This window comes from Christensenella sp. KGMB01412, assembly GCF_055522415.1.
This window is the reverse complement of record NZ_JBVFVW010000001.1, coordinates 26,699-41,377: the sequence shown is the minus strand read 5'-3', so window position 1 is coordinate 41,377 and position 14,679 is coordinate 26,699. Positions and strand designations below refer to the sequence as shown.

The window sequence follows — 14,679 nt, the reverse complement described above, 5'->3', positions numbered from 1 at the left end:
GCATTTATTTTTCGCGGATGATTTTTTTACTGCTGAAATACGTAATCGCAAAATAGATACCGTAAATCACCGCTATGAGCGCAAGTCCCCAGATTACGTCCTGATATACGTTTTCGTACCACATCATATTGATCATGCTCATGATTCCCTGTATCCCAAAGATCGCGTGGACTGCCGCAACGGCGAGCGGTATCAGGAAATAGACCGCGATCTGTTTCAGGAGAGACCGGTTAATCAGCTTTTCATCCGTACCAAGCTTGCGCAGGGTAGCATACCGCCTTTTGTTGTCGTTTGCCGCGGAAAGCTGCTGCAGCGCAAGGATGACCGCCGCAGTCACAAGGAACGTAATGCCCAGGTAAATGCCCACAAATGAAATCGTCACGCGCAATCCAACGCTCGAATCCTGCTGGCTGAGCGCGGTTGTAAAATAACTGTACGGACGGTCAGGATTTGCTTTTACCAACTCGTTTTGTTTGTCCCAAACCGCCTGGTTTGCCGCCTCGCGGTCAGCGCCCTGCGGGAATATCCCGTTTACAACGGCATCACCGAGCGTAAAACCGGAAACATCCTCATCCGGGTAAACAAGCGTGATCGGCGCTGCTGTCGAGGCCCCTGTGATACGCGTATTCACAACGCCGACAGCATTGCCCGGGACCGTATATTCCTTTCCATTGGAATGGATTGTTTTTCCGTCGTGTGAAAATTTTTGTAATTTCTCACCCATCGCCTCGTTATACGTAAACGCTCCGAGCTCGTTCCCGGAAAGCTCCACCTCCGGTTCGCCGATCATTTTCAAAAAGCTGTTGAACTGGGAAACCGGCACCGCCTCCGCAAATACCTCTTCTCCCATAACCTGCGCTATTTCGCTCATCTGGGACACCTCAAGGTAATCTCCAAACTGCTTCAGGATATCCACGTCGCTTTCGTAGCGCGCATATTCCGAGGTCTGCCCGTAAAGCTCGTCCATAGGGATCCCATAATTTTCAAGCGCCCGAAGACCGCTCCCCTCGCTTTGTACCGCCTCTGCCTTCATCCTGTATTCCGTATCGAACCGCAGCTCGCGGTACGCCTCTTTGTTGACCGCCGCAGATACGCCGGAGCTTGCCCCCAGCGTTACGATCGTTACAAACAGCATGATGCAAATGAGCGCCATTGACGTATGCGTGGAATTGATCTTGCTTGTTAGCTGGCGCGTCACAAACAGGTTGAGGCCCTTAAAATACCGTTTCTTGTTGCTCGAGGCAATCTTATAAACGAATCCGGACAGCCCTGCGAACAGCAGGAAGGTTCCGGGTATGCCAAACAGCATCACAAACGGCAGGTACATAATCAGCATTCCCTTGATGATCAGGTAATATGCAATGATAATCAGCACGATGCCCGCTATGGTAAGCGCCACCGACACGCCTGTTTTACGGCTGATCACCTTTTCGTTTTCCTCTTCGGCATGCAGCAGCCTGATCACCTTTTGCTTGGATACGCGCACCGCATTGAAGATCATTACGCACACAAACATCGCGCCAAAGTAAATGACAGACTGCGTCATCGCCTTTGCCGAGAATACAAACACATATTCCTTGAGCTGTACCTCAAACATCCTTGCCGTAATGAGCGACATTCCCTGCGAGAAGAGCACGCCCAGCAGCAGTCCCACGGCAAGCGCGATTACCCCTACCAGCAGCGTTTCCACCATGAAGATCGCGGCCACCCGCCCTTTTCCCATACCAAGCACAAGATATACGCCAAGCTCTTTATTCCTGCGCTTGATGAGGAAGTTGTTTGCATACAGGATCAGAATGCCAAGCGTAATCGCTACGAACGTAGAAAACACCTTAATGCTTTCCAGCATCACCTGTGCGGAAGTCGCTTTACTTGAATTCAGGTCCATAATCGCCTGCTGCGCATCCAGCGAGTTAAACGCATAAAAAAACATGACCGCAAACATCAGCGTAATAAAATAGACCGTATAATCGCCGAAGCTTTTACGTACGTTCCTGAAAGCTAATTTAAACAGCATCGGCTACGTCACCTCCCAGAAGGGAAACCACTTCGATGATCTTGCTGAAGAAATCCTTGCGGCTGTCCGCTCCGCGTAAAAGCTCTGTAAAAATCTTGCCGTCGCGCAAAAACAGAATCCTGCTGCAATAGCTCGCTGCGAATGCGTCGTGCGTTACCATAAGGAGCGTCGCCCCCAGTCTTTGGTTCATATTCACAAAGTTTTCAAGCAGCATCCGCGAGGATTTGGAATCGAGCGCCCCCGTCGGCTCGTCCGCCAGGATGAGCGAAGGATTTGTAATAATTGCGCGCGCGGCGGCTACACGCTGCTTTTGGCCGCCCGACATTTCGCACGGATATTTATAGAGCACGTCATTGATCTCGAGCGTCTGTGCGATATTTTTGATGCGTTCCTTAATCTGCTTATAGCCCACGCCGCAAATCGTCAGCGCGAGCGCGATATTTTCATACCCCGACAATGTATCAAGCAGGTTGAAATCCTGGAAAATAAATCCAAGCTGTTCCCTGCGGAATCCGGCCAGCCGCCCGGCTTTCAGCTCTGTGATATCCGTGCCGCCGATCATAATATGGCCGCTCGTCACGTTGTCGATTGTGGAAATACAATTCAGCAGCGTCGTTTTTCCGCTTCCGGACGGGCCCATAATGCCAAGGAATTCGCCCTTTCCAACGTCAAAATTCACGTCGTTTAAGGCGCGCGTCATGTTCCCCTTTCCGCCGTATATTTTTTCTACATTCCTGACTTTGAGTAGTGTCTCCATTTTTGCCTCCCAATAAATGCTCATTGCAAACTCCATTTGATAAAATAGCGGTTTTCCTCCACCGCAATTTTATTATACAAAGCAGCCCGCATTGCATCTATCGCTCTAGCTTACGCAAACCTTACATTTTTGTAAGGCGGCAAAAATCTATTCGCAGATGCTGCCTTTTTCCGTAACGTCATATATCCGTCATCGAGCTTTTGGGGAATGTAATACTGATCGCAGTCCCCTCTCCTTCCGTAGAAGAGACGGCGATACCGTGCCCCAGCCGGTCGCATAATTTCGCGCAAAGATAAAGCCCCATGCCGGTCGATTTTTCCTTCTTTCGCCCATTGCTTCCGGTGAATCCTTTTTCAAAGATACGCCCAACCTCCGCCGCTGGTATCCCTATTCCGTTATCGCTGATACTGAGCACTACGGAATTTGGGTTCTCCTTTGCGGTAATTATGATTTGAGCGTCCGCTTTATCGCTGTATTTGATTGCATTCCCCAGAATCTGGTTCAAAATGAATTCGATCCATTTTGCATCCGTATATACGATGATATCCGGCAATTCCGCTTCAAAACGAATCTTCCTTCCAATTAATTGTTTTGCGTTTCTCCTTGCCGCGGCATAAACGATCTCCCTGAGGTTTGCCTTGCGCACCATGTAATCCTTTTCCACAGCGTTGCTCCGCGCATAAAACAGCACCTGCTCTACAAGGTTCTCCAGTGCGGAAAGGTCTTCGCCAAGCCCGTCCGCCCCTGCAAAGCCGTCGCTGTTTTCCAGAATCAACCTCGAGGACGCAATCGGCGTCTTGATTTCGTGCACCCACATTTCAATATATTCCTGGTATTCTTTTTGCGCCTTACTGTATTTCCTGATTTCCTCAAGCATTGCCTTATTCGACGTCTTCAGCGCATCGTAAAGGATCATTCCTTCCCTGAAATCCGGCCTTTCCACCATTTCCGCAATGAGGTTCTTGCGTTCAAGCGAATCAAGCATTTCAATAAAATTTTCATAAAACGCCTTTCGCTTCCTGTATTCCACAATTAATGGCACGACCATGCAGGCAAGGAAAATACATCCAAAAAACACAATGATCATCGTCCCTACGGAAAGCAGGTAAAACAAAAGTATCACCGCCACAAGCAGGAATGCGTCAAACAATAAAAAAACCGCTTTATCCCTCAGGTATTCCATCCATCTCATTTTAACAAATAACCCTGTCCCCTCTTTGTTTCGATCACATCCTTAAGGCCAGCCTCCTCAAGCTTTTTCCGCAGGCGGTTCACATTTACATTCAGCGTGTTTTCGTCCACAAACATATCGCTGCTCCACAGATCCGTCATCAGGTCGTCGCGCGAAACAATACTGCCCGGGTGCTGCGCGAGAGTGCTCAATATACGCAGTTCATTTTTGGTAAGCTCGATTTCCTGTCCGCCATACTCCACTACGCTGCGCGAATTATTCAGCAAAAACCTGCCGCAGTCCACTTTATCTACAGTATGGTACGCACGCTTCAGAACCGAATTGATGCGCGCCAGAAGAATCTGCGTATTATAGGGCTTTGTTACAAAGTCGTCCGCGCCAAGGTTCATACTCATCAGCTCGTCCATTTCTGTGTTCCGGCTCGTGACAATAATAATCGGCAGGGACGATTCCTTCCGAACCTCACGGCAAATTGAATATCCGTCCACCACCGGCAGGTTGATGTCCAGCAGCAAAAGATCGGCTTCCTCCTTTAAAATATCCTCAACCACATGGTCAAAGGAATCGACCAAAAAAACGTCGTACCCGTATTTTTGAAGAAACGAGCCAAGCTCGTCCCGTATTTTCTGATTATCTTCCACAATACAAATTTTCATTTCGAAACACTGTCCTTTCCCATAACATACCGTGAAGCGCGTCTGAAACGGTATGAGACGCTTTTGCACATATGCGGCGCAAAACGCAGGCCAAGCAATGCGAGGCGCCATCAAATGCAAATAACGTTTTTCATTTGATACCAGTATTATAAAACAAAAGCGGGACGCCCACAACGCAATTCACCCAGTCTATTCTTAACATTCCCTTACAAAATAAAAAACGGAAAGCAAATTGCTTCCCGTTTTTAACTTCCTTTTATTCGGCTCTTTCGTTTGATTCCGGCAGCCGGAACCAGAATACGCTTCCCTTGCCTTCCTCGCTCGTTACGCCATACTGCGCGTTGTGCAGCCCCAGCACGCCCTTCACGATGGACAACCCGAGGCCTGTCCCCACGGCTGCCCGCTTGTGTGCCTTATCTACCTTGTAATAGCGGTCCCAGATATATTCAAGCTTATCCGCCGGAATCCCCTCGCCGTCGTCTTCCACTGATATCGTAACCGAGCCATCCCTGACCACTTGGCGCACAACCACCTTTTTATCTTTGCCCGTATATGTAATGGCATTGTTCACGAGGTTATATACCACCTGCGTGATCTTTACCATGTCCGCCTCCACAAAAACATCGTCCCCATGGATAAATTCAAGCGTATAGCCGTCCTGCTCCACCAGCTTGGTGTACCGTGACAAAATATCACGTATCGCCTGCGTGAGGTTGAAGCGCGTCTTTTCAAGGGTTTGCGTCCCCGCCTGCAGCTTGGAAATGTCCATCACGTCGTTCACAAGCGTCGTAAGCCGTTTTGCTTCGTCTATAATGATTTGGATATTTTGCGGTGTGCTCTCGCCGGGGATATCCCTCATTACCTCCGCATATCCGGTGATCAGCGTAAGAGGCGTACGCAGGTCGTGCGATATGTTTGCAATCAGCTCCCGCCGCAAATTTTCCACCTTGGAAAGCTCACGTGCCGCATAATTGAGCGTATCCGCAAGCTCGGCGATCTCCCTGTAACCCGTATCGTCAAAATGCACGTCGTCATATTCCGCACGCGCAAGCTTTTTGGCGCTCTTGTTGATCCTGACGATTGGCTTTGACACCCATTTTGAGATCATAAAAGCAAGGAACAGCGCGCACGCGATCAAAATAATGGTGACATAGATCAACTGTACTCGAAGCGTTTCCACCGTAGAGCTTACAGGCGTAATTTTGGAATTCAAAAGCAGCATGAGCTGCGTTCCGTCGGCATCCGTTATAATGTGAGAATAAATGAGGCTTTCAGACATACCCGAATCCGGCGGCGGCACGTTTCCCTGGAATTTATCCTGGTTATACTGCGAGTTGACAAACTGCGTCCGCGGCATAATCTGGATCATACTCCCGCCGTTTGCAATCGTTTTTTGCTTAATCGCTTCAAGCTCAAATTCCGGCAGCTTGTGGATCACGCAATCCGGCAGGGTTTCCGCCGCGTATACTTCCTGTTCCTGAGCGTCCACCACGCGTACGCATACGTCAAAACGCTGCCCAATCCGGTCAATCAGCGACTGGACATCGCTGTTATCGATATTTTGTTCGATCATCTGTGCAATTTTTTTGATTTCTCCCTGCTTGATCGCCTGGTAAAAATCATTCAAAAAAACAATTTGGAACAACCACAAAAGCACGAGCATCGCCGCGGCGAAAATCAGGATATATGAAAATATTTTCCATTTTACGCTTATCTTACTGGATTTCAAACCGGTAACCCACTCCCCTTAACGTCACGATATAATCGCGGTAATCCTTGAGCGCCGTCCTAAGAAGCTTGATGTGCGTATCGAGAGTCCTGTCGTCCCCATAAAAATCGTATCCCCACACCTCTGTAATGAGTTTTTCCCGCGTGAGGGCAATCCCTTTGTTCTTCGCAAGGTAATAGAGCAGCTCGTATCCCTTGGGCGAAAGCTCCGCTTTTTCTCCGTCCACATAGACGATCATCGCCGATGTGTCGATTTTGAGTCCGCCGAAATCCATTACCTCGTTATCGCTTCCGCTCTTTTTGGCGCGCTGCAAAATTGCATTCACACGCATCATCAGCTCTTTTGGAGAAAACGGCTTTACCACATAATCGTCGATGCCAAGCTCAAAACCGTGTATTTTGTCATATTCCTCACCGCGCGCCGATAACATCAGCACAGGGATATCCTTTTCCTCCCTGATTTTACTGCACGCCGAAAATCCGTCGAGCTCGGGCATCATGATATCCATAATAATGAAATCATAATCATTGTCCCTGCACATAGTTACCGCTTCCATGCCGTCCGCAGCTTCTGCTACCTCGTAACCTTCAAATTCCGCGTACTTGCGTATCAGAGAACGGATATTATCTTCATCATCTACGACAAGTATTTTATACATCACTTCACCGCCATCTTTTTTTCTCAATTCTATCCTACCCTTCCAGTGTGAACGCCATGTGAAAACAAAACGATTTTTCTCCCCGTCCAAATTAAATTTCGTCTTTCACATTATAACAGTTGTTTTCCCTGAAATGTATTGTTTTTGCATAAAACAGCTTACAAAAATATCCTGAAAATATTGTATTGCTTTTCATGTTATGATAAAATACAAAAAGTCGGTAAAAGGACAATTATGCCGAAGTGGCGGAATTGGCAGACGCACAGGACTTAAAATCCTGCGGGAGTTAAACCCCGTACCGGTTCGATCCCGGTCTTCGGCACCACGTCGGAGCAAAGTTCGCTTTGCTCCGTTTTTTGTTTCACAAAAAAACTTCGCTTGCTTCCTTGCTCCTCCTCTTCCCCACGAAACTCACTTCGTTCGAGTTTCATGGGGCCACCAATACTTTTGTGCCTATGAATACTCAACCACAGAGCAAAGTAACCTTTGCTCTGTTTTTTATATTCTTTATCCAAATCTGTTTGTATAATTATTCCCTTAATATATTGCCTTCCTTTTGTGAAAGGGCTACAATAAACTCATTAAAATTGATATGGGGATTTTATATGAACCGTTCAAATACCCTGCTTTCATTTCAGGAAACCTGCCAGAAGCTATTGATATCAAAAGCCACCTGCCGCAACTGGATCAGGCTCAAAAGGCTTACGCCTGTTTTTGGCGAAGGCTGCAAAGCGCAGTTTGACCGGGCCCAGGTTGACAGCCTGTTGCAGGATATCCGGCTTGGCAGGAAGACTTCCCTGCGAAGCCGCAGGAATAAAAGACATATTTCCGGCTTTGGATTTTATAAGGATTATATCGGAAGCCAGAGTGATAATATCTGCGCAGCGCAGGAAATCATCGCTTCCGGCCCTTATCCTGAGCCCTGTCTGCCGTATATTCTTGCGGGCTATGCCCTTTTGCTGCTGTGTCAGGCACAGGGCATTCCCTGTCCTCAAAACGATGGCAGCGTCCTTTATGACTTTCTGAACGGAACGCTTGATATTGGGCCTTACAGCGCCCTGATCAACGACCTTCTTGCCGGTTCCGACAAACGGTTTGCATCCCCCAGGCACCTTTGTGCCGCGTTATCCGGCCGATTGAATTACCGTGCCTATGAAGACGTCCTCGGCCTGCTCTATATTTCCCTTAAAAATACAGGCAGCCGAAAATCTTCCGGCATTTATTACACGCCCGCGCGCATCGTAGACCAGATGGTTCAGCCGCTTATCAGTCAAACCGGTTCGTCCTGCCCTGACATGATTGATCCGTGTTGCGGAACCGGCAACTTTCTGCTTTCCCTCGCAAAAAGCCCGTATGGCGCCGCACGCCTGCACGGCCAGGATGTGGATCCTGTCGCTGTGACGCTCACGAGAATCAACCTCGCCCTGTGCCCCAAGCGTCCCGACCTTAACACGCTGTATAAGAACATCACCTGCGGCGATACGCTGCACAGTCTTCCCCATAAAGAATATGGCCTGATTGTCGGCAACCCTCCGTGGGGCTCTCTCTCGCTTCATGCCAGGCACGTGGATCACATGGATTCCTGTGCCCTGTTTCTGGAGCAGGCGATCGGGCGGCTTTCTCCCGGCGGCACGCTTTCCTTCGTCCTTCCCGAATCCCTCCTCACCGTCCGTTCCCATAAAAAAATCCGGCAACTTCTTCTTTCCCGGACACAGATCAACCGTATCGATTACCTTGGCAACATATTTGACGGGGTGCAGTGTCCAGCCGTCATACTGACACTGCAACATTCCGGCAAGCCCTGTAGTGCCAAAGGCATCTGTATTCACAGCGCAGGACACGACTTTTTGATTCGTAAGGAACGCAATCTATCCGCAGAACGCATCTGCCTGCGAACCACCGACCGTGAATACGCACTGCTTCAAAAGCTCGAACATACTCCCGGCTGCATAATGCTCAAAGGAAAAGCCGATTTCGCACTGGGTATCGTTACAGGAAATAACCAGGCTTTGCTTGCGGACCAGAACCACGAAAACACAGAACCCGTTTTAAAGGGAGCGGAGCTTCGCAAGTACCGTTTTATGCCGCCTTCCCAATCAATCGTATACCAACCGGAAAAATTCCAGCAGACGGCTCCTGAGCAGCTATACCGGGCTCCGGAAAAATTGTTATACCGTTTTGTCGGCGGCTGCCTCGTATTTGCCTACGACAACCAGGGGACGCTTTCGCTCAACAGCTGCAATATCGTCATTCCCCGTGCGGAAGGATTTTGCATCAAGTACATCCTTGCGGCGCTCAATTCCCGTGCTATGCAGTTTTACTTTACCCAAACATTCTCCTCCGTAAAAATATTGCGCTCCCACATTGAAGCCCTTCCCATCCCCGCTGCCAATGAAAAGGAGCAGAATGAAATAGCATTGCTTGCGGACCGGCTGTTATGCGAAAGCAATCCTGCCGCGTTGCGCGCGTTATACGAAGATATCGACCGAAGGCTGATGCGCCTGTTCCTGCTTGCGGAAGACGAGCAGGAATATATCCGTAATATGCTTCAAAACAAAAATGATTTTTTAATATAATTTCGCCTTCTCAAAAAAATTAAAAAAATTCACCTCAAAGTCTTGACAGCATAAGTTCTTTATAATAAAATAATAGACGCACTGTGAATGCAGCGCTAATGCGTGGGAGTATAGCTCAGCTGGGAGAGCATCTGCCTTACAAGCAGAGGGTCACAGGTTCGAGCCCTGTTACTCCCACCATTATTATTTATGGCCTGGTAGTTCAGTTGGTTAGAACGCTAGCCTGTCACGCTAGAGGTCGAGAGTTCGAGTCTCTTCCAGGTCGCCATTTTTTACAGCGTATTAACATATGGCGTCGCATGGCTGTGCCGCCGTAAAGGTTCGCTGCATAGCAGTTTCTAACAAATGCTTGCTGCGTAACCATTTGACAAACTGCAATAAATATCATGCGGGAGTGGCTCAGTGGTAGAGCGTCGCCTTGCCAAGGCGAATGTCGCGAGTTCGAATCTCGTCTTCCGCTCCATATGGCGCCATAGCCAAGTGGTAAGGCAGGGGCCTGCAAAGCCCTTACCCCCAGTTCAAATCTGGGTGGCGCCTCCATCTTTGCGGCAGTATCCGCAATAAAAAACCTCGTTTTATGACGAGGCTTTTTTATATTCAGATACAAAAAAAGCCCTGCAAAACGCAGGGCCTGCTTTTATGACTGCTCCGTATCTTCGTCGTCCCCTTCTTCGTCGCCCTCATAATAGAGCTGCTGGAAGATATTCCACAATTCATCAAGCTCCTGTTCCGATTCGATGGGCAGGTAAACATCCCCGTCCTCATCCTCTTTGATCCGCATAATCAAAACTTCGCCCACATCAAATTCATCCATTTTCTCGATTGGCGTAAACGCGACATAAAAGTCCTCGTCCACTTCGAATGTCAGCAAATGCTCAAATTTTAATACGTTGCCGTCCTCGTCCTGCATTTCGATCAAGTTTAATTCTTCACTCATTGCTTTTTCCTTTCTACTATTTGGTTTACAGGCTATCCATATACCCCTGCAAAATATACACCGCGGCAATTTTATCCACAACCGCTTTTCTTTTTTTCCTGCTCATGTCCGCTTCAATCAGCGTACGGTGGGCGCTTTTTGTCGTCAGGCGCTCGTCCCAGTAAATCAGCGGCAGACCGCTTGCCTCCCTGAGCTTTTCGGCAAAATCCTGTACCTTCTCCGCCTGCTCTCCAAGCGTGCCGTTCATATTTTTTGGCAAACCGCAAACGATCTTATCCACATCGTTTGCTTTTATGATTTCGCAAAAATGTCCAATGTCGGCCTGCTCGTCCTTGCGCGTATAGGTTTCAAGTCCCTGCGCCGTAATCATCAGTAAATCGGAAAGCGCGGAGCCAATCCGCACATCTCCCACGTCAAGTCCCAATATTCTTCCCAAATGTTTCTCCTTTTTGCCCTGTCGCCCTTGCCGCTCCCGCCTGGCTGCCGGATGCCGCGTATAAAAAATCACGCCTGAAACAAACAGCGCCAGGCGTGATCTGTATCTTATTACATTTGCTTGATATAATAGCTCACAAGCTCTTCAAGCAGTTCGTCACGGTCAACGCTCGCAATCAAAGAACGTGCGTTTTTGTATCCCGTCACATAGGTCGGATCGCCGGAAACAATATAGCCGATCAACTGGTTCACCGGATCATATCCCTTTTCGCGCATCGCCTCGCTAACAATGCGAATAATTCCGCGCACCGGATTTTCCAGCTCCTTGTCAAAGTTAAACTGCATTGTTTTATCTAAATCTGCCATGCTTCCTCCTCCTTTTTAGCCACTGTCACTCTGGTTTCATTATAGACCAATCCAGGCCCATTGTAAATCAATATTATTTAAAATGCCTTCACAGACGTGTTTTCAAATACAATTTGCCCGTTCCGACAGCCTTACCAGTTCCCTGACCGTGTCGTCCAGCTGCCGCTTTGTGGTCGTATCTCCCATAGTAAAGCGCAGCGCGTTTCTGGCAACCCTCTCCGGGAGCCCCATCGCAAGCAGCACATGGGACGGCTCGAGCGATCCGCTCGCACACGCCGATCCGCCGGAACATTCAATGCCCGCCAAATCAAGGCTCACAAGCGCTGCCTCCGTCTCTACGGATTCAAGCGAGATATTAACATTATTGCACAAGCGTTGCGTCGGATGCCCATTAAGCCGTACGCCCGCAATGTGTTTTAACAGCTCGGTTATCATATAATCGCGAAGCATGGTCAGTTGCCCTACCGTTTCGTCAAGCGATTTTACCGCCAGCTCAAACGCCCTGGCAAGGCCAATCGCCTCAGGCACATTTTCCGTCCCTGCACGCTTCTGCCGCTCCTGTGCGCCGCCACGCATATATTGTCCTATCTTTACGCCATCGCGGACATAAAGCGCTCCCACCCCTTTCGGGCCGTAAAACTTATGCGCTGAAACCGACAACAAATCAATATGGTCGGCCTGTACGTCAATCGGCAAGTGTCCCGCGGCCTGTACCGCGTCCGAATGGAACAGCACCCCCGCTTCCCTTGCGACTTCGCCAATCTCGCGCACCGGGTTTATTGTGCCCACCTCATTGTTTGCGTAGCATACCGATATAAGCACCGTATTATCGCGCAGCGCATCTTTCACCTGTTCTGCGCCCACCATGCCATATTCATCCGGCTTAAGAAAGGTCACTTCACATCCATTGCCCTGCAGGTATCTGGCCGCTTCAAGCACTGCATGATGCTCCACGGCAGTTGTGATCAGGTGTTTTCCTTTACCTGCCCCTACAATCCCGCACAGCGCCCAGTTATCGCTCTCCGTACCGCCGGACGTAAAATAAATCTCGCCCGCTGTCCCTGCATGGATGCAGCCTGCAACCATCCTGCGCGCTTCATCCAGCGCACGCTTTGCATATCTTCCGCTTTCATATATGCTGGACGGATTTCCAAAGTGCTCCTTATAATAAGGCAGCATTGCCTCCAAAACCTCATCCTTTACATAAGTCGTTGCCGCATAATCCAAATATATCCTGTCCATGGCACTTCATTCCCCTGTGCTTAAAAGCACAACTTCGTTTCATTGATAAACGTCTCTTTTTTTCCAAAACACCTTTTATGTAATGGCAATGAACGAACCCATTGCGCCGGTATTCCCATTGTCGCGCCGGTGGGAATAAAAGAGTTCACCATTCGAATAGGTGCACAAATCCGCGCACGTAATATTTTCCGCAGGGATTTTCCTGCCATATAATTGCCGCAGCAGCGCACGTTGCAGGCTTACATAAGTTTTCCCGTTGCGCACGCGCACCACGTCGCCGCCAAATTTATCACAAAACGGCTGTGCAACGTCTGCCTGCACTTCAAAACAGTCCTGCATAATATGCGGGCCGATGCCCACGATCAGATCCTGCGGTTTTGAACCGAATTCGCGGACAAAAACGTCTGCAACCTTACCCGATATTTCCTGATATACGCCGCGCCAGCCCGCGTGGCTTACACAGGCAATGCGCTTTTCCCTGTCCGCAAAAAAGACCGGCACACAGTCCGCATGCAGCGTCACCGCTGTAATTCCCTTTTCCCGGATGATCATCGCATCGCACGCAGGAAGATCGCTTTGCCGTGTAATTCCTTTTCCCGCGTCGTCACGCGTCGCGCAATAAATGCCGTCCCCATGCGCGTAATTAACGAGCGCAAGCCCCTCGTAGGGTACGTCCAGAACACCGCACACGCGGCGGTAGTTCTCTTCTTTATTCTGCGGGGAATTTTCCCTGGTCCTGCTTAAATTAAGCGATTCATAGCAGCCACTGCTCACCCCGCCCACGCGTGTCGTGAAGAGATGCTTCTCAAATCCCGCCTGCGTAAAGGAAGGGATCGTCAGGTATTTGACTCCGTTTTTTTCGCACAGCAAAAAACCGCGCTTCACTTTTTCTTCAAACGCGTTCATTTATTTCTCCGTCAAAAGTTTATTCAGTTCTTCCTTGAACGTATTGATATCCTTAAACTGGCGATATACTGACGCAAAGCGTACATAAGCCACTTCATCGAGCTTACGAAGGCCCTCCATTACAATCTCCCCTACTTCGTGCGAGGTGATTTCCTGACTGGGCGCATTGTATACGGAACGCTCGATTTCATTGATCAGTTCCTCAATGTCCTGAAAGGATACTTCCCTTTTCTCACAAGCCTTCACGATTCCTTTTTTTATCTTTTCGATATCAAAGACTTCGCGCTTTCCGTCCTTTTTGATTACAAAAACAGGAAGGCTCTCCACTTTTTCATATGTGGTAAAACGCTTTCCGCATTTCAGGCACTCCCTGCGGCGGCGGATAGAGGTTCCTTCGTCCACCGGACGCGAATCCACAACTTTGCTCTCAGGAAAATCACAATAAATACATTTCACACGTTTTTCCTCCGTTGCGATCAAGTTTTATTGTGATAAGTATACCATATTTAGTAGTGTAAATCATTTTTTTTCGTATATTTTGACATTCGGTTCCATACTTTTTTTAATTTTATCTACAATTTTACGTTCTACCTTGGATACGCATGACTGGGTTACGCCCAAAATATACGCCACCTGCTTTTGCGTTTTCGCTTCCAGTCCGCTCAAACCAAACCTGTTCCTCACGATTTCCTGTTCCCGTGCCGGCATCTCTTTGATGATTTCTCTGACGTCCTGCGCAAATTCCTGCCGCTCCAACCGTTCCAGAATCTCCTCATCACCCACCGTCAAAACTTCCTTGAGTTGCCTGCCCACAGTTTCCCCGCCGCCAATCGTCGCTTCAAGGGAAACTTCTTTCTGGCGGTACGCCCTGCGAAGATACATCAGCATCTCGTTCCTGATGCACTGGGATGCAAATGTCGCAAATTTAATTTTTTTCGAGACGTCAAAGTGATTACTCGCCTTAATCAGGCCAATGCTGCCAACAGACATCAAATCGTCAAAATCCGCTTTTGCGCCTGCATATTTTCTTGCAATAAAAAATACAATACGCAATGTCCTTTCCACAAGAAAATTCCTGATGTCCGGGTTCCCCATTTCCAGCTCCCTGACAGCGGCTTTTTCTTCCTCTACGCTCATTAACGGCGGATAATTTTCGATGCTATGCTGGTCTACTTTGTTATTTTTCATAATAATCATCTCGAAATACT

Annotated in this window: 14 protein-coding genes and 5 tRNA genes; 6 read left to right on the top strand and 13 right to left on the bottom strand. The window is 48.7% G+C overall.

What is annotated here, in order from left to right:
- Nucleotides 1–4 precede the first annotated feature (4 nt).
- The 6 genes from ACS5WU_RS00210 to ACS5WU_RS00185 all read right to left on the bottom strand — a co-directional run bounded on the left by ACS5WU_RS00210 (nt 5) and on the right by ACS5WU_RS00185 (nt 7,009).
- Nucleotides 5–2,017, bottom strand: a complete 2,013-nt coding sequence (locus ACS5WU_RS00210; protein WP_046442081.1) for an FtsX-like permease family protein — start codon at nt 2,015–2,017, stop codon at nt 5–7.
- Nucleotides 2,007–2,774, bottom strand: coding sequence for an ABC transporter ATP-binding protein (locus ACS5WU_RS00205; protein WP_046442128.1), 768 nt, complete (start codon nt 2,772–2,774; stop codon nt 2,007–2,009). The genes ACS5WU_RS00210 and ACS5WU_RS00205 overlap by 11 nt, the downstream gene beginning before the upstream one ends.
- A gap of 178 nt (nt 2,775–2,952) precedes the next feature.
- Nucleotides 2,953–3,966 carry a sensor histidine kinase gene (locus tag ACS5WU_RS00200; protein WP_046442082.1) on the bottom strand — a complete coding sequence of 338 codons (1,014 nt, stop codon included), beginning with the start codon at nt 3,964–3,966 and terminating at the stop codon, nt 2,953–2,955.
- A complete protein-coding gene (locus ACS5WU_RS00195) occupies nt 3,963–4,622 on the bottom strand; it encodes a response regulator transcription factor (protein ID WP_046442129.1) in 660 nt (219 codons plus the stop codon). The genes ACS5WU_RS00200 and ACS5WU_RS00195 overlap by 4 nt, the downstream gene beginning before the upstream one ends.
- Before the next feature lie 256 nt (nt 4,623–4,878).
- The gene (locus tag ACS5WU_RS00190) at nt 4,879–6,351 is read right to left on the bottom strand and encodes a sensor histidine kinase (RefSeq protein WP_302762128.1); all 1,473 of its coding nucleotides are present in this window, start codon (nt 6,349–6,351) and stop codon (nt 4,879–4,881) included.
- Entirely contained in the window at nt 6,338–7,009 is a 672-nt protein-coding gene (locus tag ACS5WU_RS00185; RefSeq protein ID WP_046442086.1) for a response regulator transcription factor, read from the bottom strand. Before ACS5WU_RS00185 ends, ACS5WU_RS00190 begins: the two co-directional genes overlap by 14 nt.
- Nucleotides 7,010–7,245: 236 nt before the next feature.
- Between ACS5WU_RS00185 and ACS5WU_RS00180 the strand changes: the two genes are divergently transcribed.
- The 6 genes from ACS5WU_RS00180 (at nt 7,246) to ACS5WU_RS00155 (ending at nt 10,125) form a co-directional block, all read left to right on the top strand.
- Nucleotides 7,246–7,334: transfer RNA gene (locus tag ACS5WU_RS00180), tRNA-Leu, on the top strand.
- A gap of 811 nt (nt 7,335–8,145) precedes the next feature.
- Entirely contained in the window at nt 8,146–9,585 is a 1,440-nt protein-coding gene (locus ACS5WU_RS00175) for a TaqI-like C-terminal specificity domain-containing protein (protein ID WP_465088936.1), read from the top strand.
- A 104-nt stretch (nt 9,586–9,689) separates the two neighbouring features.
- Nucleotides 9,690–9,765 (top strand) — tRNA-Val (locus tag ACS5WU_RS00170).
- 11 nt (nt 9,766–9,776) lie between these two features.
- A tRNA-Asp gene (locus ACS5WU_RS00165) sits at nt 9,777–9,853 on the top strand.
- Nucleotides 9,854–9,973: 120 nt separating this feature from the next.
- Nucleotides 9,974–10,048, top strand: a tRNA-Gly gene (locus ACS5WU_RS00160).
- A gap of 3 nt (nt 10,049–10,051) precedes the next feature.
- Nucleotides 10,052–10,125: transfer RNA gene (locus ACS5WU_RS00155), tRNA-Cys, on the top strand.
- A gap of 97 nt (nt 10,126–10,222) precedes the next feature.
- On the opposite strand, the gene ACS5WU_RS00150 is transcribed toward ACS5WU_RS00155, so the two are convergent.
- From ACS5WU_RS00150 to ACS5WU_RS00120, 7 genes are all read right to left on the bottom strand, one after another.
- Nucleotides 10,223–10,522 (bottom strand): DUF1292 domain-containing protein, encoded by a 300-nt coding sequence (locus ACS5WU_RS00150; protein WP_046442087.1) that lies wholly within the window; start codon nt 10,520–10,522, stop codon nt 10,223–10,225.
- A 25-nt stretch (nt 10,523–10,547) separates the two neighbouring features.
- Nucleotides 10,548–10,958, bottom strand: coding sequence for a Holliday junction resolvase RuvX (gene ruvX, locus ACS5WU_RS00145; RefSeq protein ID WP_046442088.1), 411 nt, complete (start codon nt 10,956–10,958; stop codon nt 10,548–10,550).
- 110 nt (nt 10,959–11,068) lie between these two features.
- Nucleotides 11,069–11,323: an IreB family regulatory phosphoprotein gene (locus tag ACS5WU_RS00140; protein WP_046442090.1), complete on the bottom strand. Its 255-nt coding sequence runs from the start codon at nt 11,321–11,323 to the stop codon at nt 11,069–11,071.
- A gap of 102 nt (nt 11,324–11,425) precedes the next feature.
- Nucleotides 11,426–12,565: a cysteine desulfurase family protein gene (locus ACS5WU_RS00135; RefSeq protein ID WP_302762105.1), complete on the bottom strand. Its 1,140-nt coding sequence runs from the start codon at nt 12,563–12,565 to the stop codon at nt 11,426–11,428.
- Between the two features lie 75 nt (nt 12,566–12,640).
- The gene (locus ACS5WU_RS00130; protein WP_052740103.1) at nt 12,641–13,471 is read right to left on the bottom strand and encodes a purine nucleoside phosphorylase YfiH/LACC1 family protein; all 831 of its coding nucleotides are present in this window, start codon (nt 13,469–13,471) and stop codon (nt 12,641–12,643) included.
- A complete protein-coding gene (gene nrdR / locus ACS5WU_RS00125) occupies nt 13,472–13,927 on the bottom strand; it encodes a transcriptional regulator NrdR (RefSeq protein WP_302762102.1) in 456 nt (151 codons plus the stop codon).
- 63 nt (nt 13,928–13,990) lie between these two features.
- Nucleotides 13,991–14,659, bottom strand: a complete 669-nt coding sequence (locus tag ACS5WU_RS00120; RefSeq protein WP_052740105.1) for a sigma-70 family RNA polymerase sigma factor — start codon at nt 14,657–14,659, stop codon at nt 13,991–13,993.
- Nucleotides 14,660–14,679: the final 20 nt, after the last annotated feature.